This window comes from Flavobacterium sp. MK4S-17 (assembly GCF_009848495.1).
Lineage (GTDB): Bacteria > Bacteroidota > Bacteroidia > Flavobacteriales > Flavobacteriaceae > Flavobacterium.
This window is the reverse complement of the sequence record NZ_WWEP01000034.1, coordinates 71,490-93,152: the sequence shown is the minus strand read 5'-3', so window position 1 is coordinate 93,152 and position 21,663 is coordinate 71,490. Positions and strand designations below refer to the sequence as shown.

The 21,663-nt window shown below is 38.0% G+C and carries 19 protein-coding genes and 1 tRNA gene; 6 read left to right on the top strand and 14 right to left on the bottom strand.

Going from position 1 to position 21,663, the window contains the following annotated elements; translation table 11 throughout:
* Nucleotides 1-40: 40 nt before the first annotated feature.
* Together GSF09_RS11275 and GSF09_RS11270 are read left to right on the top strand one after the other, a co-directional pair.
* A complete protein-coding gene (locus GSF09_RS11275) occupies nucleotides 41-1,189 on the top strand; it encodes a DNA polymerase III subunit delta' (protein WP_159801450.1) in 1,149 nt (382 codons plus the stop codon).
* Nucleotides 1,190-1,193: 4 nt separating this feature from the next.
* Nucleotides 1,194-1,574: a DoxX family protein gene (locus tag GSF09_RS11270; protein WP_159801448.1), complete on the top strand. Its 381-nt coding sequence runs from the start codon at nucleotides 1,194-1,196 to the stop codon at nucleotides 1,572-1,574.
* 48 nt (nucleotides 1,575-1,622) lie between these two features.
* Here GSF09_RS11270 and GSF09_RS11265 read toward each other — a convergent pair whose 3' ends face one another.
* From GSF09_RS11265 to GSF09_RS11240, 6 genes are all read right to left on the bottom strand, one after another.
* Nucleotides 1,623-2,207, bottom strand: a complete 585-nt coding sequence (locus GSF09_RS11265; RefSeq protein ID WP_159801446.1) for an OmpH family outer membrane protein — start codon at nucleotides 2,205-2,207, stop codon at nucleotides 1,623-1,625.
* 240 nt (nucleotides 2,208-2,447) lie between these two features.
* The gene (locus GSF09_RS11260; RefSeq protein ID WP_159801444.1) at nucleotides 2,448-3,296 is read right to left on the bottom strand and encodes a bifunctional 2-polyprenyl-6-hydroxyphenol methylase/3-demethylubiquinol 3-O-methyltransferase UbiG; all 849 of its coding nucleotides are present in this window, start codon (nucleotides 3,294-3,296) and stop codon (nucleotides 2,448-2,450) included.
* The gene (locus tag GSF09_RS11255) at nucleotides 3,296-3,748 is read right to left on the bottom strand and encodes a hypothetical protein (RefSeq protein ID WP_159801442.1); all 453 of its coding nucleotides are present in this window, start codon (nucleotides 3,746-3,748) and stop codon (nucleotides 3,296-3,298) included. Before GSF09_RS11255 ends, GSF09_RS11260 begins: the two co-directional genes overlap by 1 nt.
* A gap of 65 nt (nucleotides 3,749-3,813) precedes the next feature.
* Nucleotides 3,814-5,685, bottom strand: coding sequence for a tRNA uridine-5-carboxymethylaminomethyl(34) synthesis enzyme MnmG (gene mnmG / locus GSF09_RS11250; RefSeq protein WP_159801440.1), 1,872 nt, complete (start codon nucleotides 5,683-5,685; stop codon nucleotides 3,814-3,816).
* A gap of 49 nt (nucleotides 5,686-5,734) precedes the next feature.
* Nucleotides 5,735-6,154 (bottom strand): rRNA maturation RNase YbeY, encoded by a 420-nt coding sequence (gene ybeY, locus GSF09_RS11245; RefSeq protein ID WP_159801438.1) that lies wholly within the window; start codon nucleotides 6,152-6,154, stop codon nucleotides 5,735-5,737.
* Nucleotides 6,147-9,449, bottom strand: a complete 3,303-nt coding sequence (locus GSF09_RS11240; protein WP_370515997.1) for a DUF4175 family protein — start codon at nucleotides 9,447-9,449, stop codon at nucleotides 6,147-6,149. Before GSF09_RS11240 ends, ybeY begins: the two co-directional genes overlap by 8 nt.
* A gap of 194 nt (nucleotides 9,450-9,643) precedes the next feature.
* Here GSF09_RS11240 and gltX point away from each other — a divergent pair, with 194 nt between their 5' ends.
* Entirely contained in the window at nucleotides 9,644-11,155 is a 1,512-nt protein-coding gene (gltX, locus tag GSF09_RS11235) for a glutamate--tRNA ligase (RefSeq protein WP_159801424.1), read from the top strand.
* A gap of 76 nt (nucleotides 11,156-11,231) precedes the next feature.
* Nucleotides 11,232-12,248 (top strand): SPFH domain-containing protein, encoded by a 1,017-nt coding sequence (locus GSF09_RS11230; RefSeq protein ID WP_159801422.1) that lies wholly within the window; start codon nucleotides 11,232-11,234, stop codon nucleotides 12,246-12,248.
* Nucleotides 12,249-12,279: 31 nt separating this feature from the next.
* Here the strand turns inward: GSF09_RS11230 and GSF09_RS11225 are convergent, their stop codons facing one another.
* The 4 genes from GSF09_RS11225 to GSF09_RS11210 all read right to left on the bottom strand — a co-directional run bounded on the left by GSF09_RS11225 (nucleotide 12,280) and on the right by GSF09_RS11210 (nucleotide 15,206).
* Nucleotides 12,280-12,516 carry a DUF6327 family protein gene (locus GSF09_RS11225; RefSeq protein WP_159801420.1) on the bottom strand — a complete coding sequence of 79 codons (237 nt, stop codon included), beginning with the start codon at nucleotides 12,514-12,516 and terminating at the stop codon, nucleotides 12,280-12,282.
* A gap of 3 nt (nucleotides 12,517-12,519) precedes the next feature.
* On the bottom strand, nucleotides 12,520-12,873 hold the full coding sequence (locus GSF09_RS11220) for a phage holin family protein (RefSeq protein ID WP_159801418.1): 354 nt from the start codon (nucleotides 12,871-12,873) through the stop codon (nucleotides 12,520-12,522).
* 7 nt (nucleotides 12,874-12,880) lie between these two features.
* Nucleotides 12,881-13,216 (bottom strand): YtxH domain-containing protein, encoded by a 336-nt coding sequence (locus tag GSF09_RS11215; RefSeq protein ID WP_159801416.1) that lies wholly within the window; start codon nucleotides 13,214-13,216, stop codon nucleotides 12,881-12,883.
* A 304-nt stretch (nucleotides 13,217-13,520) separates the two neighbouring features.
* Nucleotides 13,521-15,206: a glutamine--tRNA ligase/YqeY domain fusion protein gene (locus GSF09_RS11210; RefSeq protein ID WP_159801414.1), complete on the bottom strand. Its 1,686-nt coding sequence runs from the start codon at nucleotides 15,204-15,206 to the stop codon at nucleotides 13,521-13,523.
* Between the two features lie 129 nt (nucleotides 15,207-15,335).
* Here GSF09_RS11210 and folB point away from each other — a divergent pair, with 129 nt between their 5' ends.
* The gene (folB, locus tag GSF09_RS11205; protein WP_159801412.1) at nucleotides 15,336-15,695 is read left to right on the top strand and encodes a dihydroneopterin aldolase; all 360 of its coding nucleotides are present in this window, start codon (nucleotides 15,336-15,338) and stop codon (nucleotides 15,693-15,695) included.
* A 12-nt stretch (nucleotides 15,696-15,707) separates the two neighbouring features.
* Here folB and GSF09_RS11200 read toward each other — a convergent pair whose 3' ends face one another.
* Nucleotides 15,708-17,657: an LTA synthase family protein gene (locus tag GSF09_RS11200; protein ID WP_159801410.1), complete on the bottom strand. Its 1,950-nt coding sequence runs from the start codon at nucleotides 17,655-17,657 to the stop codon at nucleotides 15,708-15,710.
* Between the two features lie 124 nt (nucleotides 17,658-17,781).
* Here GSF09_RS11200 and GSF09_RS11195 point away from each other — a divergent pair.
* Nucleotides 17,782-17,852 (top strand) — tRNA-Cys (locus GSF09_RS11195).
* A gap of 56 nt (nucleotides 17,853-17,908) precedes the next feature.
* On the opposite strand, the gene GSF09_RS11190 is transcribed toward GSF09_RS11195, so the two are convergent.
* The 3 genes from GSF09_RS11190 to rnr are packed head-to-tail and all read right to left on the bottom strand — an operon-like array spanning nucleotide 17,909 to nucleotide 21,559.
* Nucleotides 17,909-18,592, bottom strand: a complete 684-nt coding sequence (locus tag GSF09_RS11190) for a LysE family translocator (RefSeq protein WP_159801408.1) — start codon at nucleotides 18,590-18,592, stop codon at nucleotides 17,909-17,911.
* Between the two features lie 54 nt (nucleotides 18,593-18,646).
* Nucleotides 18,647-19,321 (bottom strand): head GIN domain-containing protein, encoded by a 675-nt coding sequence (locus tag GSF09_RS11185; protein ID WP_159801406.1) that lies wholly within the window; start codon nucleotides 19,319-19,321, stop codon nucleotides 18,647-18,649.
* Nucleotides 19,322-19,366: 45 nt separating this feature from the next.
* Nucleotides 19,367-21,559, bottom strand: a complete 2,193-nt coding sequence (gene rnr, locus GSF09_RS11180) for a ribonuclease R (protein WP_159801404.1) — start codon at nucleotides 21,557-21,559, stop codon at nucleotides 19,367-19,369.
* Nucleotides 21,560-21,663: the final 104 nt, after the last annotated feature.

The following is a 21,663-nucleotide window of genomic DNA, read 5'->3' as shown; positions in this document are numbered from 1 at the left end:
CCAATTACACCACATCGTTTAATTTCTGTTATATTTGCCTATGCATTTTTCTGAAATTTTAGGGCAGGAACATATTAAAAACCATTTAACAACCAGTGCCGACGCAGGACGCATTCCGCACGCACAGCTTTTTGTTGGCCCTGAAGGATCTGGCACGCTGCCCATGGCCATTGCTTATGCCCAGTATATACTTTGCGGTAACACCAATGGAGAAAATGAAGCAGGCAATACAGCCTGCAATTTAAAATTCCAGAATTTTTCGCACCCTGACCTGCATTTTGTATTCCCGGTAGCAGCCAATACTGAAGTAAAAAACCATCCGGTTAGTACTAATTTCCTGAAATACTGGAGGGAATTTATAACAGAGACTCCCTATGGCAGCCTGTTTGACTGGTATAAAAAGATTGATATACAAAACAAACAGGGGCAGATAGGTGTTGACGAAGCGCATGAAATAGTTAAGGCGTTATCTTTAAAGGCTTATGAAGGCGGCCATAAGGTTATGATAATCTGGATGGCTGACAGGATGAATACTGCAACGGCTAATAAGTTGCTTAAACTTTTGGAAGAGCCTCCCCAAAAAACTATTTTTTTGCTGATTGCAGAAAGTGATGATGATATTTTACAGACTATATTATCACGCTGCCAGGTTTTGCATTTTGGCCCGCTAAGCGAGCAGGTAATTGCAGATGCCTTAGTTTCACGTGAAAATACCGATGCAGCAACTGCCTTAAAAACAGCACACCAGGCACAGGGCAATTATAACAAGGCCTTGCACCTCCTGAAAAAAACGGATGACGACCTGCCTTTTGAAGCGTGGTTTGTGCAATGGGTTCGCGCAGCATTCAGGGCAAAAGGCAATGCTGCGGCAATACAGGACTTAATAGCATGGAGTGAGCAAATAGCCGGTATAGGCCGCGAAGCACAAAAACAATTCCTTGATTTTTGTATCACCATGTTCCGCCAGGCTATGTTACTTAATTATAACGCTAAAGAACTGGTTTATCTTGAACCTACTGTTGCCAATTTTAAGCTGGAAAATTTTGCTCCTTTTGTAAATGGTAATAATATAAATGATATTTTTAAAGAACTTTCAGACGCAATATACCATATTGAACGTAATGGTAATGCTAAAATAATACTTACTGACCTTTCGATAAAACTGACACGTTTAATTCATAAAAAATAAAGTTATGACTTCATCGGCAATAATTATTACACTGCTTTTTTTTGCCATAACCTTTATACAATCAGGTTATGACAAAGTAATTGACTGGAAAGGAAACCTTGAGTGGCTAAAAGGGCACTTTTCGCAAACCTTTATAAGCAACCAGGTGCCACAGGCACTTTTTACAGTGCTGGTGCTGGAGGTACTGGCAGGTGCATTCTCTGTTATAGGTATTATAGAAATACTTGTAAATGACGGCACCGAATTTGCTTTTATAGCTGCTGTTTTATCTGCTATAACATTACTGCTGCTGCTTTTGGGCCAGCGCATTGCTAAGGATTATGACGGTGCCCGCACTATAGCTATTTATTTTATACCTGCTGTTTTATTACTCAACTGGTTATAAAAAAAAGCCCTGCAATTGCAGGGCTTTTTTATAGTTCCAACGGCTGTTTTATTTGGCTGCAGCAGTATCTTTTACTTCTTTGGCTTCGGTAGTTTCAGTTTTTGCCGATCCTGAATAATTGCTGTTCAGCTCCTTAAGTATTTCCTTTGTAATATCATAAGATTCCTTTGCATACAAAACGCTGGCAGCATCGCCTGTACCATAAATGTAATCATAGCCATTCTTCTTGCCATAGTCTTTTATATGCCTTCTCATCTGGTTCAATATGGTATCCCTTTTTACGCCAAACTCGTCCTGAAGTTCCTTAATCATGGATTCCTGCCTCATGCCCAGTTCCCTTTCCCTTTTTTGAAGCTCCTGTGCCTTTAGCTGAGCCCACTGCGGCCCTTTCGATTTTGCTTCGTTTTGGGCGCTTGCATAATCAAGCCTTAACTGCTGTGCGCTTTCGTCAAGTTCCCTACCCATTTCTTCGGTTTTTACTTTTCGCTTATCGTCAAGGTCTTTAAGCTCTTCGTAGCCCTCCATTAATTTTACAGTATCAATATAGGCTGTTTTAAATCCGGTAGCAGATTGTTCCTGGTTGCATGAAAATAATGTAACGGCCAAACCGATTATCAATAAAGATTTTTTCATTGTATAGAATTAGGTTATTTTAAAATTTCGATAAAAGTAACAATTGTTATTAAACTTCACAATAAGCAATTTACTGCCAAATCTGTTATTATAATTTTTAGTTATAGTCTGGAAAAAATTAATAAATAAAACAAATTAAAATAGGCTTAAAATTAAGCCGTAAAACGAATTATTACTTTTAAGCCAAGCCAAGAGCCTGCTTAAAAGAAAATAATGGCAGAAAAAGCTTTATTTTAATTTTTAGCTGTTTTTAATGATATAAATGTGGGATGAATATTCAAAATTGCGCCTGGCTTTATTATTTGACCGCATGCCAATTAAAAACCCTTTAAAAAAATTCATTCTGCCTGTTTTATATTTTTCTGATAAAAGGCTCACATAAAAACTGTCAAATTTCATGGGAGCAATTTTTATTACTTCCATTCCCTGTACTGCAAATAGCTTTCTTATTGCTGTTTTAGAAAAATGCCATAGGTGACGGGGCACATCATAAGCTGCCCAATAGCTGCCGTAATAGCCCGCATCATAGGATTTAAAGTTTGGTACAGCAACCACCACAATCCCGTCAGGTTTTAAAATACGCTTTAATTCGGCTATATGTTGCTCAACATCAGGTACATGCTCTAATACGTGCCACATGGTCACAACGTCAAAAGACTGATTTTCAACATCTTTTATTGCTTCAATAAATGTAATCCCTTTATTAATAGCAATTGATTTGGCTTTTTCATTGGGCTCAATCCCCTGGCAAACCCAGCCAGCACTTTTGGCAGCAACTAAAAAATCACCCGTACCGGCACCAATATCAAGCAGCTTTCCTTTTTGTGGCTTAAACCCATTAAGCAGTTTTACTTTATCCCGTAAAGCTTTTTGTTTTACGGCATGATACAGTTTTTCAAATAAGGAACGCTTTCCGTCAGTATGCGAAATATAATCCTCACTTTCATAATATTTGCCAAGTATATTTAAATCCGGTTGTGGATGTGTTTTTAAAAGCTGTAATTCATCATCCAGCAAAAGCATAAATTCTTCACCTGAAACCGAGTAATCTTTTACATTAATATAAACAGGCGCATTGGTAAAATCCATCAGTTAATGTATTCGTCCTTTAATTGTTTTAAATATTTTAGGGTAATATTCCTAAAGAGTGATTTTTCATCAAGGCAGTCTTCGTTATATGTATTGATCACTGATAAAGCTATAAATGGTGCCTTGGAGCCTATTATATTCATATCGGGTTCAATATTACTTATCATAAATTCTGAAGTATTAAAATATTTATTTATTTCAGCATTTTCATAAACAAATACTTTAAAGCGCATATTATCCAGCGTTACCCAGTATTCAATATCAGTATAGTTTGGCAGGTTATATTTATCACCAACAAATTGATGAAATGGTATTTTGCGTGGATTATTTTCAAAAACAAAAGCTGTAAGCCCTTTTTCCTTCCCTAATATTTCCTTACCATTTGGTAACAGTATATAATCATTAATTTGTACTGTATGGCGGGGCGTAATACATGCTGAAAATAAATTCATGCACAAAAACAGTAAAAGTCCTTTAAAAATAAGGGCTTTATTAATTCGTTCCACGTGAAACACTTTCATCGTCCCATGTGTATTAAAAGTACCGAAACATCACTTGGTGATACACCGCTAATGCGCGATGCCTGTGATATAGTAACCGGGCGTATCTTTTTCATTTTTTCCCTTGCTTCAAAGGAAAGTGATTTTATCCTGTCATAATCAAAGTTTTCAGGGATTTTTACATCTTCAAGGCGGTTTAGCTTATCAGCATTATTCTTTTCCTTTTCTATATAGCCGGAATATTTAACCTGAATTTCCGCCTGCTCTATTACTTCACGGTCAAGATTATGCTCAGCTATATATTCCTTAACCTTTTCAAATTTAAGGATATCATCCAAATCTATCTGTGGTCTTGAAAACACTTTGAACATTTTATCAGGCTGCGATATGGGTGATGATCCTTTTTCTTCCAGTATTGGGTTTGCTTCTGCTACTGTTACACTTGTTTCTTTAAAAAAGTTTACAAATGCATCGCTTTCATCACGCTTCTTTTCCATTCTTTTTAGCCTGTCTTCCTTAGCAAGGCCAATATCAAAGGAAAGCGGTGTAAGCCTGAAATCTGCATTATCCTGCCTTAGCAATGTCCTGTATTCTGCCCTTGAAGTAAACATCCTGTAAGGTTCTTCAGTCCCTTTGGTAATCAAATCGTCAATAAGAACCCCAATATAGGCTTCATTACGTTTAAGTATAAACGGTTCCTTTTCATGCACTTTTAAGTGGGCATTTATTCCCGCCATCAAACCCTGGGCCGCAGCCTCTTCATATCCTGTTGTACCATTTATCTGGCCGGCAAAATATAAATTATCCACCAATTTAGTTTCAAGTGTATGCTTTAACTGTGTTGGGGGGAAATAATCATATTCTATAGCATAACCGGGGCGGAAGAACTTTACATTCTCAAAACCTGCAACAGAACGGAGTGCCCTGAACTGTACATCTTCCGGTAAAGAAGTGGAAAATCCGTTTACATATACCTCAACAGTATTCCAGCCCTCCGGCTCTACAAATAGCTGGTGCCTGTCTTTATCGGCAAATCGGTTAATTTTATCCTCTATAGATGGGCAATACCTGGGGCCAAGGCTTTTTATACGGCCATTAAACATAGGAGAACGGTCAAATCCTTCACGAAGCAGCTCATGTACCTTATCTGAAGTATAAGTCATAAAGCATGACCTTTGCTGTTTCAAGGGTTGTGTAATATCTGAATAAGAAAACTTATCCGGGTTTTCATCACCGGGCTGCTCTATCATTTTAGAATAATCCAAAGAGCGTCCGTCAACCCTGGGAGGAGTTCCCGTTTTCATTCTTCCTGATTCGAAACCTGCCTTAACCAAATCCTCGGTAATACCGTAAGCAGCACCCTCACCTGCCCTTCCGCCTCCAAATTGTTTCTCACCAATGTGTATTAAGCCATTAAGAAAAGTACCATTGGTCAGCACAACCGATTTTGCTTTTATTACTACGCCGAGTGAAGTTTTAACTCCTGTTGCCTTACCATTTTCAATAACAATTCCCGATACCATTTCCTGGTAAAAATCAAGATTGGGCGTACTTTCAAGCATTAATCGCCACTCCTCTGCAAAACGCATCCTGTCGCTTTGGCAACGCGGGCTCCACATAGCGGGCCCTTTAGATTTATTCAGCATCCTGAACTGTATGGCTGTTTTGTCAGAAACAATTCCGCTGTATCCTCCTAAAGCATCTATTTCCCTAACAATTTGTCCTTTTGCGATGCCTCCCATTGCGGGATTGCACGACATTTGGGCAATATTTTGCAGGCTCATTGTAACCAGAAGTGTTTTCGAACCCATATTAGCAGCCGCAGCCGCAGCCTCGCTTCCTGCATGGCCGGCTCCAACAACTATCACATCATATACTTCGTTAAACATACTTTATATCAGATGTTCCACGTGGAACACCATTTATTAAATTTTAAAACTACTGTTCCACGTGGAACAGTTCAATTTTTTCTTCTTCTTTTGTACGCATTAAAGCTTCGTCTTTTTCTGACTTATCTTTATAACCACAATAATGCAAAACACCATGAACCATAACGCGCTTTAATTCATTTTCAAAAGCCACATTATATTCAGACGCATTTTCTTTAACCCTCTCAATAGAAATAAATACATCTCCACTGATAAGGTTTCCCATAGTATAATCAAAGCTAATAATATCCGTTAGCGTATCATGGTTTAAAAACTCTATGTTCTTTTGCAACAAATATTCATCATCACAAAATATATAGTTTATCTCGCCTTCCGTTTTACCTTCCGATTCTATTACGCGCGCTATCCAATCTTCATAAACAGCTTCATTTTCTATTGAAAAGTCTGTTTCATAATTAAAACTAATCATCCTTTCTAAAATAGGTTTGTACCCTTTGGTTAAAATTAGGGCGCAAAGGTAAGCTTTGTCTGTTTAATATTTCAACACTATTCATATATTCTTTCAAAGCTTCAGGAATCTGTTTTGTATTAGAATTGAACTCTTTACTATTGGTTTTAGACTGCCTTTTGTTTTCTTCGCCCTGCTGTTGTATGGCCTTATCAAGCTTAAGCAACTCATGCTTTAAATTCAGCATGCGCTGCATGGTTTCGTTCTTAAAGCCTTTATTCAGTATTTGCTTTTCAATTTCTTTCATTTGGCGGAGAGCATTCTGCCCATTGCCACCCATTCCTTCTTTTTGTAATGCCTTTTGTAGAGCCTCCCGCAACTGCTGTTGCTCCTTGTATATTTCCAGAAGTTTTTCTGCATCGCCTTCTCCTCCCATTCCGTCCTGGCCCTGTTGCTCACCTTCCTTCTTGCTGCCGTCCTTGCCAGGCTTGGGTTCGCCATCTTTACCTTTCATACCCTCTTTCATCTTTTCAGAAAGTCCCTGCTGCTTCTGTATAATATCCTGCAGCTGCATTTCCTGCCCCTGGCCTTGCCCTGGTTTTGGCTTGCCCATTCCGGATGCCTGCATTTGCATCTGCATTCCATTTAGCAGGTCGCTAAGCATATCGGCCAGTTTATTAGATGATGTTATAGCATATTGCTGGTTGGAAACTCCCCTGGAAACAAGATTTTCAGCAAGATCGGCTAAGGATTTGTCAATGTAATAATGCACATTACCTACCTCTTTTGTTATTTCTTCGGTAATCTTGGGGTTACGGAGCGACATGGCAAACAGGCTGTCATCAACATGGCGGAACTGCTGTTTTAAATCCTGCTGCTTTTTAAGATGCTTTGCAAAAGATGCATTTCTTGTACTTGAACCTCTAAACTGATTCATTACATCTTCCTGGGAAAATGAATAGGCTAAAAGATTATCCAAAATCTGGCGCAGCATTTTTATATCTTCCTCAAGCATTTCCATATCACCATTAGCCATCATCTGCATCATGTTGCCACCCATTTGTTTCATTTTCTGGCCGGCAGACTTTTGCTTTGGCTTGGCCTTGCCGGAGTTTTGTTTCTGCAATTCCTCCTTAGCCTGCTGCATATCCTGCTCTATACTTTTCTCTTCCTGCTTATCAGAAGGTATGTCCATAGGCTTCTTCAGTTCCTCATTTTGCTTTTCAAGCTCCCTTAACTCTTCCTGTAGTTTATCAAATTCCTTATCTATTTCCTCCTGCTTTTGGGCAGTATTATCTTTACTGTCTGAAAGTTTTTCCTGCTTATCACCCAGTTTATTCAACTTGTCTGCAAGCTGCTCCGCTTTTTTCTCTACATAAAAACGCTTGGTCAGTTCAACCAACTGCTCAAGGTTCTTTACATTATTCTTGGTGTTTTGTTTAAACTTGTCAACCTTATCAAACAACTCTTCCTCTTTCAACTTATTGGTAAGGTCCTTCAGTTCATCCAGCAGCTTTTGATTGTTTTCAGCTTCTTTTTCATTCTTTTCAAGGCGCTTCATCAGTTCCTCCTTAAACTCATCTTTTTTCTCCGGATTAAACTCTTCAAGGTTTTCCTTCATTTTTTTGGAAAACTCTTTCATCATCTCATCCTGCCTTTTCTGCCTGTTTATAAAATCCTGAACCTTTTTCTGGTCTTTAAAATCCATTTGGGTCTTTTCCTTACCCATGCGCTGGAGTTTATCAAGTTCGCTAATTTGCTTATCCTGATTTTTAATGGACTTCTCAAGGCTGTTTATAGTACTGTTTTGTTCCTGTAATATATTTTCCTGCTTTTCATCAGCAGTAAGCTCCCTGTGGGAAAATACTGAGGAGCGTGTGCTTTTGTAGTTATGCACAGCATCGTTATCAAACACTTCAAAGTAATATTCATAAGCAATGCCAGGCTTTAATTGCAAACCCTCAGGGAAAGTGTAAAAAAACCTGTCATAAGCCTGCTTTTTTACATTAAGGTTATATTTGGCTACTGCATCGGGATTATCCTGTGGATAATAAACCAGTTGCAGTTTGGTAAGCCCGTAATCATCTGAAACCTGGCCAACCAATATATCCTGTTTTAATTTCAGGCTGTCGGGTGCTGAGCCCACACTGATTGTGGGGTACTGGTCTTTTATAGTATTAATCTGGTACTGCAGCTTTTCATACCGTTTAACATTATCATTTGAAGTAAATATTTGATAATCTGTATTTTGCATAATACTTTTAGTTAAACTGAAAGTATTGTCATTTTTATTAAAAACTGTGGTATTGCCATTACTACTCCATTCCATTTTAGAAGTGGCAACAGCATTAATCTTCCATGTTATTTTTGTACCCTCGGGCACTACAGCGTTACCTGTTCCACGTATAAATTCAGGAGCTTTACCAACATATGCGGGATAAGTTAAGGCTATTTCAAAATTGGCAATGGTAGGCACCGCAACAACAGAAAGCGTGTACGGCTGTGAGTCCACGTCATTCGCCTTTAAAGTAAAATCAATATCTTGATTTGGCTTTTCAAACCTGTATTCAAAAATACCGGGCTTAACATTTTCAAGATAATAATTTTCATTGCCTATACTAATCATGGCATTTTCAGGAGTAATATTTCCTTGTGTTTTAACCTGCAATATAAAATCACTGCCTTGTTGCGCTGTAAGCGAATTATTAAGCACTACAAACTCAAATGGTGCCGGCGGGGTGTAATGCTTGTTGTAATTAACCACCCTGCTGAAACTTTGTGTAATAACCTGAGAATTGCCACTTGCCATAAAAACTATAATCAGCAGTATAGGGACAATAGCATAAGGTATATATTTTAAATTTCGCTTTAAATTAATTGCATTGGCAAAAGGTACAGGCTCAAGGCTGTTTGCCTTCTGCTCTATTGATGCTGCTAATAATTCCGACTGGTGCGACTGACCTGATAACTGAAGGAAATTGGTAAGCTTATCGCTAACCTCGGCAAAATGGCTGCCAATAATAGAAGAAGCCTGGTTATAGTCAATACCTTTTTGCAGCTTGAAAAGTTTAAACAACGGGAAGAGTATAAACCTAAGCAACAGGAAAACCTCTACAGCAATAAAAATCCAGAAAAGCAAAGTCCTTCCTACTGACGGAAGCCAAAGGAAATATTCCACGAGCAGTGTAAATATAAAGTACAGCAGGCCCAGCCCTAAAAAAAATATACTGCCCCTTATAAGCTCATTGGTGTAATACTTCTTTGTAAAGCTTTCAAGCTTTTGATATATAATGTTTTTTGAATTCAAAATACTCACAATTGTTAATAACCGATAAAATTACAATTTATATTATAACTGTAAACGCCAAATACAGGTTTATATCATGTTTAAAATTGTAAACTATTTACACTGATAATTAATAAACTACCCTTATAAACAGAAATAACTATGCCAAATACTGGATTCAGGTTTTACTATAATTGTACCTTTGCAGCAAAAAATTATCAACAATGCCAAAACAAGTCCGTGTGCGTTTTGCACCAAGCCCCACAGGGCCACTGCATATTGGTGGTGTCAGGACAGCCCTGTTTAATTTCCTGTTTGCCAAAAAAAATAATGGTGTTTTTTATTTAAGGATAGAAGATACCGACCAAAACCGTTATGTGCCGGGAGCCGAAGAATATATAGTGGAAGCATTAAACTGGTGTGGTATCCCTTTTGATGAGGGCATTGGAAAAGAAGGTAATTACGGGCCTTACAGGCAAAGTGAGCGTAAAGATATATATAAGCACTATGCGCAGCAGTTAATTGACAGCGGTTGGGCTTATTATGCCTTTGATACTGCCGAGAAACTGGATGAGCTACGCAAAGAGGAAGAAGCACAGGGTAAAACTTTTATATACAACCATTCCAACAGGGATAAAATGGATAATTCCCTACGCCTTACTAATGAAGAAACACAAAAGAGGATTGAAGCGGGAGAAGATTTTGTTATACGCTTTAAAATACCTGTTGGCGAAACACTTTTCCTAAAAGATATTATACGCGGCGATGTAAAGTTTGAAACTAACCTGCTTGATGATAAGGTATTATTTAAAAGTGATGGTATGCCTACCTACCACCTAGCCAATATAGTGGATGACCATCTTATGGAAACATCCCACGTGATACGTGGCGAGGAATGGCTGCCTTCCCTCCCACTACACGTTTTGTTATACAGGGCTTTTGGTTGGGAAGCGCCTGAATTTGCCCACCTGCCGTTAATACTAAAACCTGTAGGTAATGGTAAGTTATCCAAAAGGGATGGTGATAAACTGGGCTTCCCAGTATTCCCTTTGGAATGGAAAGACCCTAAATCCGGTGAAATATCTTCCGGTTACAGGGAAAAAGGTTACCTTCCGGAAGCTGTGGTTAACTTCCTTGCACTTTTAGGATGGAACCCGGGCACCGACCAGGAACTTTTTACACTGGATGAACTGGTACAGTTGTTTGAACTGGAAAAGGTACATAAGGCGGGGGCAAAATTTGACCCTGAAAAAAATAAATGGTTTAACCACCAGTACCTGCAAAGGCAGGATAATGCAGAAATAGCCACGCAGTTTAGCCATACGCTTTTAGAAAAAGGTATAAATAAACCTGCAGGATTTGTAGCTGAAGTAGTAAGGCTGGTAAAGGAGCGTGCTAATTTTGTGAGTGAACTATGGGATTTATCCGATTTCTTTTTTACTGCGCCCGAAAGTTATGATGAAAAAGCGGCCAAAAACTGGAAAGAAGATACAGGTGCACTTTTAACTGAAGCCAGCGATGTTTTATATAATACACTGGATTTTACATCCGAAAACCTTGAAACAACATTAAAAGCATGGATTGAAGAAAAAGGCATTGGTATGGGTAAAGTAATGCAGCCTTTACGTTTAAGCCTTGTAGGCTCTTTAAAAGGCCCCCACCTTTTTGATATAATGGCATTGATAGGTAAAGAGGAAACAGTAAACAGGATTAAAAAAGCTGTAACAATTTTATAAAAAAAGCCTCCAATATAAAGGAGGCATTTTTTATCCGTTAATAATCGTATCTTAACCAATATAAATTTATATAATTATGGAAAACATTTTCTTGTATGTGCTGCTGTTTTTTGCACTTATTATTTTTCTTTCATCCTTTTTTACCGTTAAGCAGCAAACGGCTGTTATTGTAGAACGTTTTGGTAAATTTCAAAGCATACGCCATGCAGGCCTGCATTTAAAAATACCTATTATAGACAGGATTGCCGGACGTGTAAACCTTAAAATACAACAGCTTGATGTTATAATTGAAACCAAAACCAAAGAAAACGTATTTGTAAAAATGAAGGTTTCGGTTCAGTTTAAGGTAATACAGGAAAAAGTATTCGAGGCTTTTTATAAGCTGGAATATCCGCACGACCAGATAACATCGTATGTATTTGATGTTGTACGCGCCGAAGTACCTAAGCTTAAGCTTGATGATGTTTTTGAGCGCAAAGACGATATAGCCATAGCTGTTAAAAGAGAGCTTAACGATGCCATGACCACTTATGGTTATGATATAATAAATACCCTAATTACTGATATTGACCCTGATATACAGGTAAAAAATGCTATGAACCGTATTAATGCTGCCGACAGGGAGAAATCGGCTGCGGAATATGAAGCTGAAGCACAAAGGATTAGGATTGTAGCTAAAGCTAAAGCAGAAGCTGAAAGCAAAAGGCTGCAGGGACAGGGTATTGCCGACCAAAGGCGCGAGATTGCACGCGGCCTTGTAGAAAGCGTGGATGTACTGAACAGGGTTGGTATAAATTCCCAGGAGGCTTCAGCACTTATAGTTGTAACACAGCATTATGATACTTTACAGGCCATAGGCTCTGATACCAATTCTAACCTGATACTGCTTCCCAATTCACCACAGGCAGGAAGCGAAATGCTTAATAATATGGTAGCTTCGTTTACTGCCTCTAACCAGGTAGGCGAAGCCATGAAAAAAGCAAGCAGAAAAAATGATGGCTATAAAAAGGTTACTGAAATTGAAATTCCAAGAACCGAAAACAAGCCTGATAATGAAGATGAGAATGACGATAAAAAAGATAAAAGCGAATAATAAAAAAGCTGCCGGTTGGCAGCTTTTTTATTTAAAATATCTTTTTAAAAAGATAGGTAAGCACTACACTTTTTATTGGGCCCGAAAGCATGCCAAGCATGCCTAAAATCTTTTTTGGTGTTTTGCCTAAAAGGTTTTTCATTTCAAGGCTTTCTTTGGTTTCATCCAGTTCCCTTAAAAACTTTTGGTAGGCAAGGTCTTTTTCAACCTTCATTATTTCAAGGTCTTTATTTATCTGGTCGAAGGTTGAATATTCTTTATAATTCATGTCCTAATACTTTTTTAAAAAAATCCTTGAAAATTTAGCCAGCAGCGGCCCTTCCACAATTTTATCCTGCGCATAATAAACTATTATGGCAATTAAAAGGTAAATAGCCCCTACTATTAAAAAACCATACACAAAGTTATCAAGCGCATAGCCAATACCTAAAGCTGCGGCAATAGAAAAGAAAATGGTAACTATAACCAGCATCATGGCCAGTAAAACCATTTTAAGCATTAAAGCCGTGGTTTTGGCAAATATCTTAAACCCCCAAAGCTTATAATACCTTATGTTGGTATCTAAAAGTTCCTGAGCCTGCTTTTTAAGCTCATCCACATTTTCTTTTACTTCTTCAAATGCCATATAAATTTTATTTATTAGCTGATGCTGATTTAGCAGAAGATGATTTTAATTCTTCAAGCTTTCTTTCCAGTGTTGCTATAATATCATCTTTTTTTTCCTCAACGTTGGCTACAAGATGGTCTAATCCTGATTCAAGGTCAGCTTTAGCATTGCCAAACCTGCTTTTTACCTGTTCGGTAAGTTCGCTTATTTTATCTTTAAGCTCATCTTTTTTAGAATCGTAGCCTTCCCTTATTTTTCTTCTTGTTTTAGTTCCTTCGTCCGGAGCAAATAAAATACCTATTACTGCACCAACTGCTGCACCTGCAAGTACAGCTGCTATAGTTCCTGTTTTACCAGCCATAATCTTTAAATTTAAATTATTAATATTATTTCTTATATAAAGGTAGCAGTTTTAACATTTGTAAGATGTTAAGGTGTAGTTAATAGATGCTAAAGTATGTGAAAGCTAATTTAAGCTGATTTAATGTATTTTTTAACCATTAACCCTGCTGACTTATTCCTACAAAAAAATATTATAATATAAAGCCTGTATGCAAGCCATTATTAATAGCCTGGAATTATAGAAAACATATATAATATCAGTAAACTCAATAATAGAAAAACCCCGGTATAATACCGGGGTTTCATTATTAAAATTTATACTGCTATTCTTTACTTTCAATCTTTGCCCAGGTATCGCGCAGCCCAACCGTTTTATTAAAAACAAGTTTTCCGGCTGTTGAGTCAGGGTCAACACAAAAATATCCCAGCCTCTGGAACTGGAACCTCTCCCCTGCTATTGCATCTTTAAGGCTTGGCTCAAGGTATCCATTGATTATTTGCAATGAATCGGGATTGATATATTGTTTAAAATCAACATCCTTATCGCCGTCAGGGTTTTCATGTGTAAACAGCCTGTCATACACCCTAATTTCTGCTTCTAAGGCATGCTCAATAGATACCCAGTGTATTGTTCCTTTTATTTTACGCATACTTGCTTCGGTGCCGCTTCCGCTGCGGCTGTCAGCATCATAAGTACAATGAATTTCGGTAATGTTGCCTTCAGCGTCCTTTACAACACTCTCACCTTTAATAATGTAAGCATTTTTAAGGCGCACTTCCTTACCTAAAGTTAAACGGAAGTATTTGCTGTTGGCATTTTCCATAAAATCATCCCTTTCAATGTATAACTCTTTGGAAAAAGGCACTTTCCTGAAACCTGCCGCTTCATCTTCAGGATTATTTTCAGCATCAAGCCATTCAACTTTACCTTCAGGATAATTGTCAATAACCAATTTCACAGGGTCAAGCACTGCCATAACCCGCGGGGCGGTTTTATTCAGGTCTTCCCTTACACAAAATTCAAGAAGTGAAACATCAATTAGGTTTGTCCTTTTAGCAATACCAATTGTGTCGGCAAAATTCCTGATTGATGCAGGTGTATAACCCCTGCGCCTTAAACCTGATATGGTTGACATTCGGGGGTCATCCCAACCTGAAACATACCCTTCCTGAACCAATTGCAGTAACTTCCTTTTACTTACTACAGTATGGCTAAGGTTCCTGCGTGCAAATTCACGCTGTTTAGGGCGCACAAGGCTGCTGTCATATATCTGGTCTAAAAACCAGTCATACAATTCCCTGTGCATGGCAAACTCCAGGGTACATAAAGAGTGTGAAACCTGCTCCAGGTAATCGCTTTCGCCATGTGCCCAGTCATACATTGGGTATATATGCCAATTATCACCGGTACGGTGGTGGTGTTTATGTAAAACCCTGTACATAATAGGGTCGCGCATCAGCATGTTGGATGATGCCATATTAATTTTTGCGCGCAGTACATGGCTTCCTTCCGGAAACCCGCCATTCTTCATTTTTTCAAATAGCTCCAGGTTTTCCTCAACAGGCCTGTCCCTGTAAGGGCTGTTGGTTCCCGGTTGTGTCGGGGTTCCTTTCTGCTTTGCCATTTCTTCAGATGACTGACTGTCAACATAGGCAAGCCCCCTTTTTATAAAATCAATAGCCCATTCATATAATTCCTGGAAATAATCTGATGCATACAGTTCTTTATCCCATTGAAAGCCCAGCCATTCCACATCGCGCTTAATGGCATCTACATATTCCTGTTCTTCCTTGGCAGGGTTGGTATCATCAAAACGCAGGTTTACAGGTGCATTATACCTTAGCCCAAGCCCAAAATTAAGGCATATGGAACTGGCATGCCCAATATGCAGGTAACCGTTAGGCTCCGGCGGGAAACGGAAGCGCAATGCTTCCTTAGGCATTCCTTTTGCCAGGTCTTCTTCTATAATAAGTTCAATGAAATTGAGTGATCGCTCTTCGTTAGACATATTACTGTAAATAAATGAAGTGCAAAGGTATTTAAAAAGTTGCAGATTAAATTATGCCATTTCATATTAATTAAAACAGGCTAAAACGTATTTATTGCTTAATTTTACAGTAATATCCAAACAACCATTATGGGAATTATAAAATTAAAAAACATACGTACTTTTTCCTATCACGGCTGCCTTGAAGAAGAAGCAAAGATAGGATCTGATTATAGTGTTGACCTTGAAATAAAAACCGACCTGAGAAAAGCAAGACATAGTGATGAACTTGCCGATACTGTTGATTATGTGCATTTAAACAGTATTGTAACCGGTGAAATGGCTATACGTGCCAAACTTTTGGAGCATGTGGCCGAGCGCATTATTAAAAGGATATTTGATGAGATACCTGCCGTATCGCGCATACAGGTTGCCGTATCAAAGCTTAATCCGCCAATTGGTGGCGATGTAGAGGCTGTAACTGTACAGATTGAAGAATACAGGACATAAAAAAAGGAAGCGTTACTGCTTCCTTTTTTTATTATCCAGCCTGTATTTTCCTTTTTTATATAAATCTGATGCTGCTATTACATGGGCAAGTGCATCTTTAGCCAGTTCTTTGTTAACCGCTTCGGGTACTAAAACAGTATCATTTTTCATCCTGAACTGCTGCGGCTTTTTATTGGGCTGCATGATAACTACCTTATCCCCTACCCTGAACGCATTGGTGTTGTGAAACTGCATTATGGCGCGCCCTTTTAAGTTTTTTCTTTTATCAAACAAATTACGGCCCGGCATAGGGGTTTCAGCTACAACATCCGCTAACTCCAGCAAAGTAGGCGGAATATCAATCTGGCTGCACAGCCCGGTATATTTTTCACCCTTTGGTATTCCCGGGCCTATTACAAGCGCAGGTATATGGAACTTATTTATTGGCACAAGGTTTTTACCGTAAGTTCTTGTATTATGGTCGGCTATAACAAGGAAAATAGTATTTTTAAAATATGCTTCCTTACGTGCAAGGTCAAAAAACTTACCAATAGAAAAATCTGCATATTTCATGGCATTCTTAACTGTTTTTTTTGGCTGCTCATATAGCTTTATCCTGTTATCGGGAAATTCGAAAGGTTCATGGTTTGAGGTTGAAAACATTAAAGAAAAGAAAGGTTTATCCCCCTGTTTTTTAAAGTAATCATTGGCTTTAACGGCAAGGTCCTCATCACTGTAACCCCATGTGCCTTTAAGGGCATATTTTTTGCCGTCCTCTTCAAAATCCTCTTCATCTATGATATTGCTGAAACCGTTACCGTTAAAAAAGGATGCCATATTATCAAAATTAGACATACCCCCATATATAAAGCTGGTTTCATAGCCTTTGCTTTTCATTAAATCTGCCAGTGTAAAAAATCCTGATTGCGATTTACTGAGCTTAACAACACTTTCTGAAGGTGAAGGCAGGAAACCTGTTACCACAGCCTCTATACCCCTCACACTCCGCGTACCGGTACAATACAGGTTTGTAAAAAGCAACCCCTGTTTTGCAAGTGTATCAAGTTCAGGGGTTAAAGGATAACCGCCAAGGCAGCCTACATATTCCGCACCAAGGCTTTCCTGTAAAAAAATTACAATATTATATTTCTTATCGGCTATGCTATCTGGTTTTTGTATATGAAGCAGCGGCAGTTCAGGATTGGTAAAGTCCTGCGGCAGGGCTGTCATATATTTTTTTACCCTGGCATAAGCCTCTTCCGTATCCATTTTGCCATACATTTTAGCTGCATTGTCCTCATGCTTTAAGGAATAGGCAGCAAATGCAACAGTATATAACGAGTTTAACCCTATACAATTAGTTAGCTGGTCGTATGAAAAAACAGCATTACTGGCGTTTATAGGCCTTTTGGATACAAGGCTTGACCTGGCACCAAAAAATAATAAAAAGCCGGCTACAGGAAACATTAAAAGCCTTGTTTTATAATATACCGGGAATGGCCTGAATAGCTTTTTCCTGAATTTTACAAGCATAGCTATAAAGCCCGCCATTATAACTATAGTAGCAATTATAGAAGGTAGATAACTTTTAAATAAAGTTCCTGCTACTTCTTTAGGGTAAATAAGGTAATCAAGAAACAAACGGTTGGGCCTTGTATCATACTGCCTGATAAAATCAGGGCTGGAAAGCTCCATTAATAGCAATAGTGAGAGTAAAAGGATAAAGTAAAAATTTGTAAAAGGTGTAATGCACTTAATAAACCTGTCGGGCAGGAAAGTAAACAGCAGGAAAGGCAAAAAAGATAGATAGCATAAAAGTATAATATCAAACCTTAACCCAATAGGAAATATATGCCAGTAGTTATCTGTATCATTTATCCTGTCCTGAAAAATAAACAAAAGTACCAGCCTGCTAAATGTGGTTATTATTAAACCTGCTATAATGAAATTTAATATTGGCTTTAAATGCTTTATCTTTCTCATGTTAAATTAAAGTTAAAAAAACGCTAACAAAAATATGAAGAGAATGATATGAAATAATAATTTTGCAAATAATTTTCTTGCGTTACTGCAAAATATATGTAAATTTGCCAACCTAACTTAACAGGGCATCGTGGCCGAGTGGCTAGGCAGAGGTCTGCAAAACCTCGTACAGCGGTTCGAATCCGCTCGATGCCTCATAAAAAAAAGCACCTTTAATAAGGTGCTTTTTTATTTTTATCTTTTATACTTAGTTATTCATTTTCAAGTTTTTCAATAGCCGATTGTACAAGCTTTCCTTCTTTTGGAAACCAGCCCTGTATAAGTAACGCTATACCGAAAATTATAAGGATGATACTTATACCCTTTTTTATTTTCATTATATTCCTTACCGTCAGTTTGCTTCTTAACTGCTTAGCCAGCATTATTTTACAGATATCCAGCAATATGTAGGTAACAATAATAGCGGTAAAAAATATAAATATCCTGGAAGGTTCCAAATCAAGCTGCGGCCCCCATGTAATTACTATTGCCAGCCAAAAGCCCAATACACCTATATTTATAAAATTAAGCAGGAAACCTTTAATAAAAAGGCTTAAATAATCTTTACGGATAATATCTTTAGAGGCATCATCAACAATTTCATTTTTTGTGGTACGGCTAAGCTTAAATAAGGATATAATGCCATACATAAGCATTATTATACCACCAAATATAAACAATGCCGGCTCATCCTTAATTTTTTCAAGCAATTGGTAACTGCTGAAATAGGCAATAAGTATAAATATAATATCCGATAAAATGGCGCCAAGGTCAAAAGCAAGGGCAGCCTTAAAACCTTTTATAACACTGGTTTCCAACAGTACAAAAAAAACTGCACCAGGCATTATACTAAGTATAAAACCTATGGGTACAGCTGCAAAAATATCGTCAATCATCAATTCCTGTTAAGAAATTGCAAGTTATCATTTATATTTTTATTATAAAAAAGGCTATTTGATTATGTTTATATTACCACCTATTACAGTTTTTTTATTTACCTGTTCAGGATTGCCATAAATGTTTATAGTACCCCCGGCAGTAGTTTTAGCATCTGCAAATTCAGTTGCATAAACACTGGCTTCACCACCGGCACTAATATTAATTTCGGTTTGTGTTGTAACAAGCTCCTGAGCCTTTAATGAGCCACCCGAATTAACTTTTGCAGTATGGTTATCAGCTTTACCATTTACTATAACTTCGGCACCGGAAGATACCTTTGATTTAAGCCTGCCTGCCTGTAGGTTAAGTTTAATATGTGCTGCTTCCTTGGCATTAATTTCAAAAGCTACTGCCTTAAAAGTATCTTCAGAAGATACATAAGCACCTTCACTTGCCTCTACCCTTTCAAGGTCTTTATTGCAGTACAGTGTAACGCTAACATCTTCACCCTGAAGAAGCTTGGTAAACTTCATCCTTATTTTAAGCTCATCGCTTTTTTGTACTACTTCAACATCCTGAGCCCTTGAACCTTTTATTTCTATCCTGTTTTCATTAGATTTTACTATCAGTACCTCAATCTGGTCAAAAACCCTTACAGCCCTGAAATCACCAAGTTTTTGGGTAACATCCTGTGCAATGGACAGCTGGCATAATAGCACAAAAGCTATAAAAAAAACTTTCTTCATAATACTCTGATTTTAGTTTTAAATAATTATACCATTAACTAAATACTATTGTTCTTTATTATCGGCTTTGCCTAAAAAGGTAAAATCAAGCTGTTTTTTAACCAGGTCGGCATTTTTAACCTTTACATATACTTCGTCTCCAAGCTGTAATATATTGTGCGTTACCTCGCCTACAAGGGCATATTGCTTTTCATCAAACGTGTAGTAATCATCTTTAATTTCCCTGATTCGGCACATACCTTCGCATTTGTTGGAAACTATTTCCACATATATACCCCATTCAGTAACACCGGAAATCACCCCAAGGAATTCCTCATCCTGATGGTCAATCATATATTTAACCTGCATATATTTTATACTGTCCCTTTCAGCCTGTGCTGCCATATATTCCATATCCGATGAATGGGCGCATTTTTCTTCATACGTTTCTTCGTCGGCAGATTTTCCTCCATCAAGATAATGCTGCAGCAAGCGGTGGGCCATTACATCGGGATAACGCCTGATAGGCGATGTAAAGTGAGAATAATAATCAAAAGCAAGCCCGTAATGCCCTATATTCTGGGTAGAGTAGCGTGCTTTGCTCATACTGCGGATAGTAAGCGTATCAACAAGGTTTTGCTCTTTCTTGCCATGCACCTCATTCATAAGATTATTAAGGGATTTTGATATACTGTCCTTATTCCTGAAATTAAGGCTGTAGCCAAATTTGGATATTACAGATTGCAGGTTCATAAGTTTATCCATATCCGGTTCCTCATGTATACGATACACAAAGGTTTTATTTTGCTTACCTATAAACTCTGCCACCTTACGGTTGGCAAGAAGCATAAATTCTTCTATAAGGTGGTTGGAATCTTTCGCTTCCTTAAAATACACGCCCACAGGTTCTGCCTGCTCATTAAGTACAAATTTTACCTCTACCTTATCAAAAAAAATTGCACCGTTGGCAAGCCTTTTACGGCGCATTATTTTTGCCAGTTCATCTAATTTTAATACTGCATCCTTCAGTTCATTGCCCACAGTATATTCATTGCCTGTTAATGATATTTCAGCAGGTATTGAATTACCTTTTGATTCTATAATATGCTGCGCTTCCTCATAAGCAAAACGCTGGTCAGAATAAATAACGGTGCGGCCAAACCATTTGTTTACCACATCTGCTTTGTCATTCAGCTCAAATACAGCCGAAAAAGTATATTTTTCCTCCTGTGGCCTTAGCGAACAGGCAAAATTGGAAAGCACTTCAGGAAGCATAGGCACTACCCTGTCCACCAAGTAAACGGAAGTTGCCCTGTTATAGGCTTCCTCATCCAGTATGGTGCCCTCCTGCACATAATGCGAAACATCGGCAATATGTATCCCTATTTCATAATGGCCGTTTTCCAGCTTCTTGAAAGATAAGGCATCGTCAAAATCTTTAGCGTCGCGGGGGTCAATGGTAAATGTAAGTACATCCCTCATATCCCTGCGCCTTGCAATTTCATCTTCCTGAATGCTTGTATCCAGCTTTTGTGCAAATACTTCAACATCCACCGGGAAATCATATGGAAGTCCATATTCGGCGAGTATGGCGTGCATTTCGGTATCATGCTCGCCGGGCCTGCCCAGCACCCGCAGCACTTCACCAAAAGGGCTGTCAGCTTTGGCCGGCCAGTCTTCAATTTTAACCAGTACCACATCGCCGTTCTGGGCATTGCCCATTTTATCCTTAGGGATAAAAATATCGGTATACATTTTAGGGTTGGCTGTAGATACAAAAGCAAAATTCTTTTGTATATCTATCACGCCAACAAAATCTGTTTTAGCCCTTTCCAGTATTTCAACAACTTCACCTTCGGGCCTTCTCCCCCTCCTGCGGTTATATATATATATTTTAACCTTATCGCCATCCAGGGCCTTATTAAGATTTCCGGTAGGTATAAAAATATCATCCTCCAACTCATTCGAAACAAAATAAGCTGTTTTACGGCTGGTCATATCAATAGTACCTTCCACATAATCTGCTTTGGCTATAACCCTGTATTTACCCCTGTCTGTTTCTTCAATCTTTTCCTTTGAGGCAAGGTATTTCAGTTCCTTAATTATTTCGTTACGGCTTTGTGTATCAGTAAGTTCTAATGCTGCCGCTATCTGCTTATAATTAAAGGATTTATTTGGGTCTTTGGAAAGTATCTTGAATATTTTTTTAGAAAAATCTTTGTCTTTCTTCGCTTTCGGTTTCCCGTTTCTTTTACTCATAAATCTATTTTTCAATATAATATCGCTGAAAATTACGAATAACTCCTTGAATAAATCTGTATTTTAAATAAATAATAACTTTTCTTACATAAACTTTACACACT

What these genes read in the sequence shown, in the direction of transcription:
- GSF09_RS11275 (WP_159801450.1), top strand. Translation starts at nt 41, where the DNA reads ATGCATTTTTCTGAAATTTTAGGGCAGGAACATATTAAAAACCATTTA.
- GSF09_RS11270 (WP_159801448.1), top strand. Translation starts at nt 1,194, where the DNA reads ATGACTTCATCGGCAATAATTATTACACTGCTTTTTTTTGCCATAACC.
- GSF09_RS11265 (WP_159801446.1), bottom strand. Translation starts at nt 2,207, where the DNA reads ATGAAAAAATCTTTATTGATAATCGGTTTGGCCGTTACATTATTTTCA.
- GSF09_RS11260 (WP_159801444.1), bottom strand. Translation starts at nt 3,296, where the DNA reads ATGGATTTTACCAATGCGCCTGTTTATATTAATGTAAAAGATTACTCG.
- GSF09_RS11255 (WP_159801442.1), bottom strand. Translation starts at nt 3,748, where the DNA reads ATGAATTTATTTTCAGCATGTATTACGCCCCGCCATACAGTACAAATT.
- mnmG (WP_159801440.1), bottom strand. Translation starts at nt 5,685, where the DNA reads ATGTTTAACGAAGTATATGATGTGATAGTTGTTGGAGCCGGCCATGCA.
- ybeY (WP_159801438.1), bottom strand. Translation starts at nt 6,154, where the DNA reads ATGATTAGTTTTAATTATGAAACAGACTTTTCAATAGAAAATGAAGCT.
- gltX (WP_159801424.1), top strand. Translation starts at nt 9,644, where the DNA reads ATGCCAAAACAAGTCCGTGTGCGTTTTGCACCAAGCCCCACAGGGCCA.
- GSF09_RS11230 (WP_159801422.1), top strand. Translation starts at nt 11,232, where the DNA reads ATGGAAAACATTTTCTTGTATGTGCTGCTGTTTTTTGCACTTATTATT.
- GSF09_RS11225 (WP_159801420.1), bottom strand. Translation starts at nt 12,516, where the DNA reads ATGAATTATAAAGAATATTCAACCTTCGACCAGATAAATAAAGACCTT.
- GSF09_RS11220 (WP_159801418.1), bottom strand. Translation starts at nt 12,873, where the DNA reads ATGGCATTTGAAGAAGTAAAAGAAAATGTGGATGAGCTTAAAAAGCAG.
- GSF09_RS11215 (WP_159801416.1), bottom strand. Translation starts at nt 13,216, where the DNA reads ATGGCTGGTAAAACAGGAACTATAGCAGCTGTACTTGCAGGTGCAGCA.
- GSF09_RS11210 (WP_159801414.1), bottom strand. Translation starts at nt 15,206, where the DNA reads ATGTCTAACGAAGAGCGATCACTCAATTTCATTGAACTTATTATAGAA.
- folB (WP_159801412.1), top strand. Translation starts at nt 15,336, where the DNA reads ATGGGAATTATAAAATTAAAAAACATACGTACTTTTTCCTATCACGGC.
- GSF09_RS11200 (WP_159801410.1), bottom strand. Translation starts at nt 17,657, where the DNA reads ATGAGAAAGATAAAGCATTTAAAGCCAATATTAAATTTCATTATAGCA.
- GSF09_RS11190 (WP_159801408.1), bottom strand. Translation starts at nt 18,592, where the DNA reads ATGATTGACGATATTTTTGCAGCTGTACCCATAGGTTTTATACTTAGT.
- GSF09_RS11185 (WP_159801406.1), bottom strand. Translation starts at nt 19,321, where the DNA reads ATGAAGAAAGTTTTTTTTATAGCTTTTGTGCTATTATGCCAGCTGTCC.
- rnr (WP_159801404.1), bottom strand. Translation starts at nt 21,559, where the DNA reads ATGAGTAAAAGAAACGGGAAACCGAAAGCGAAGAAAGACAAAGATTTT.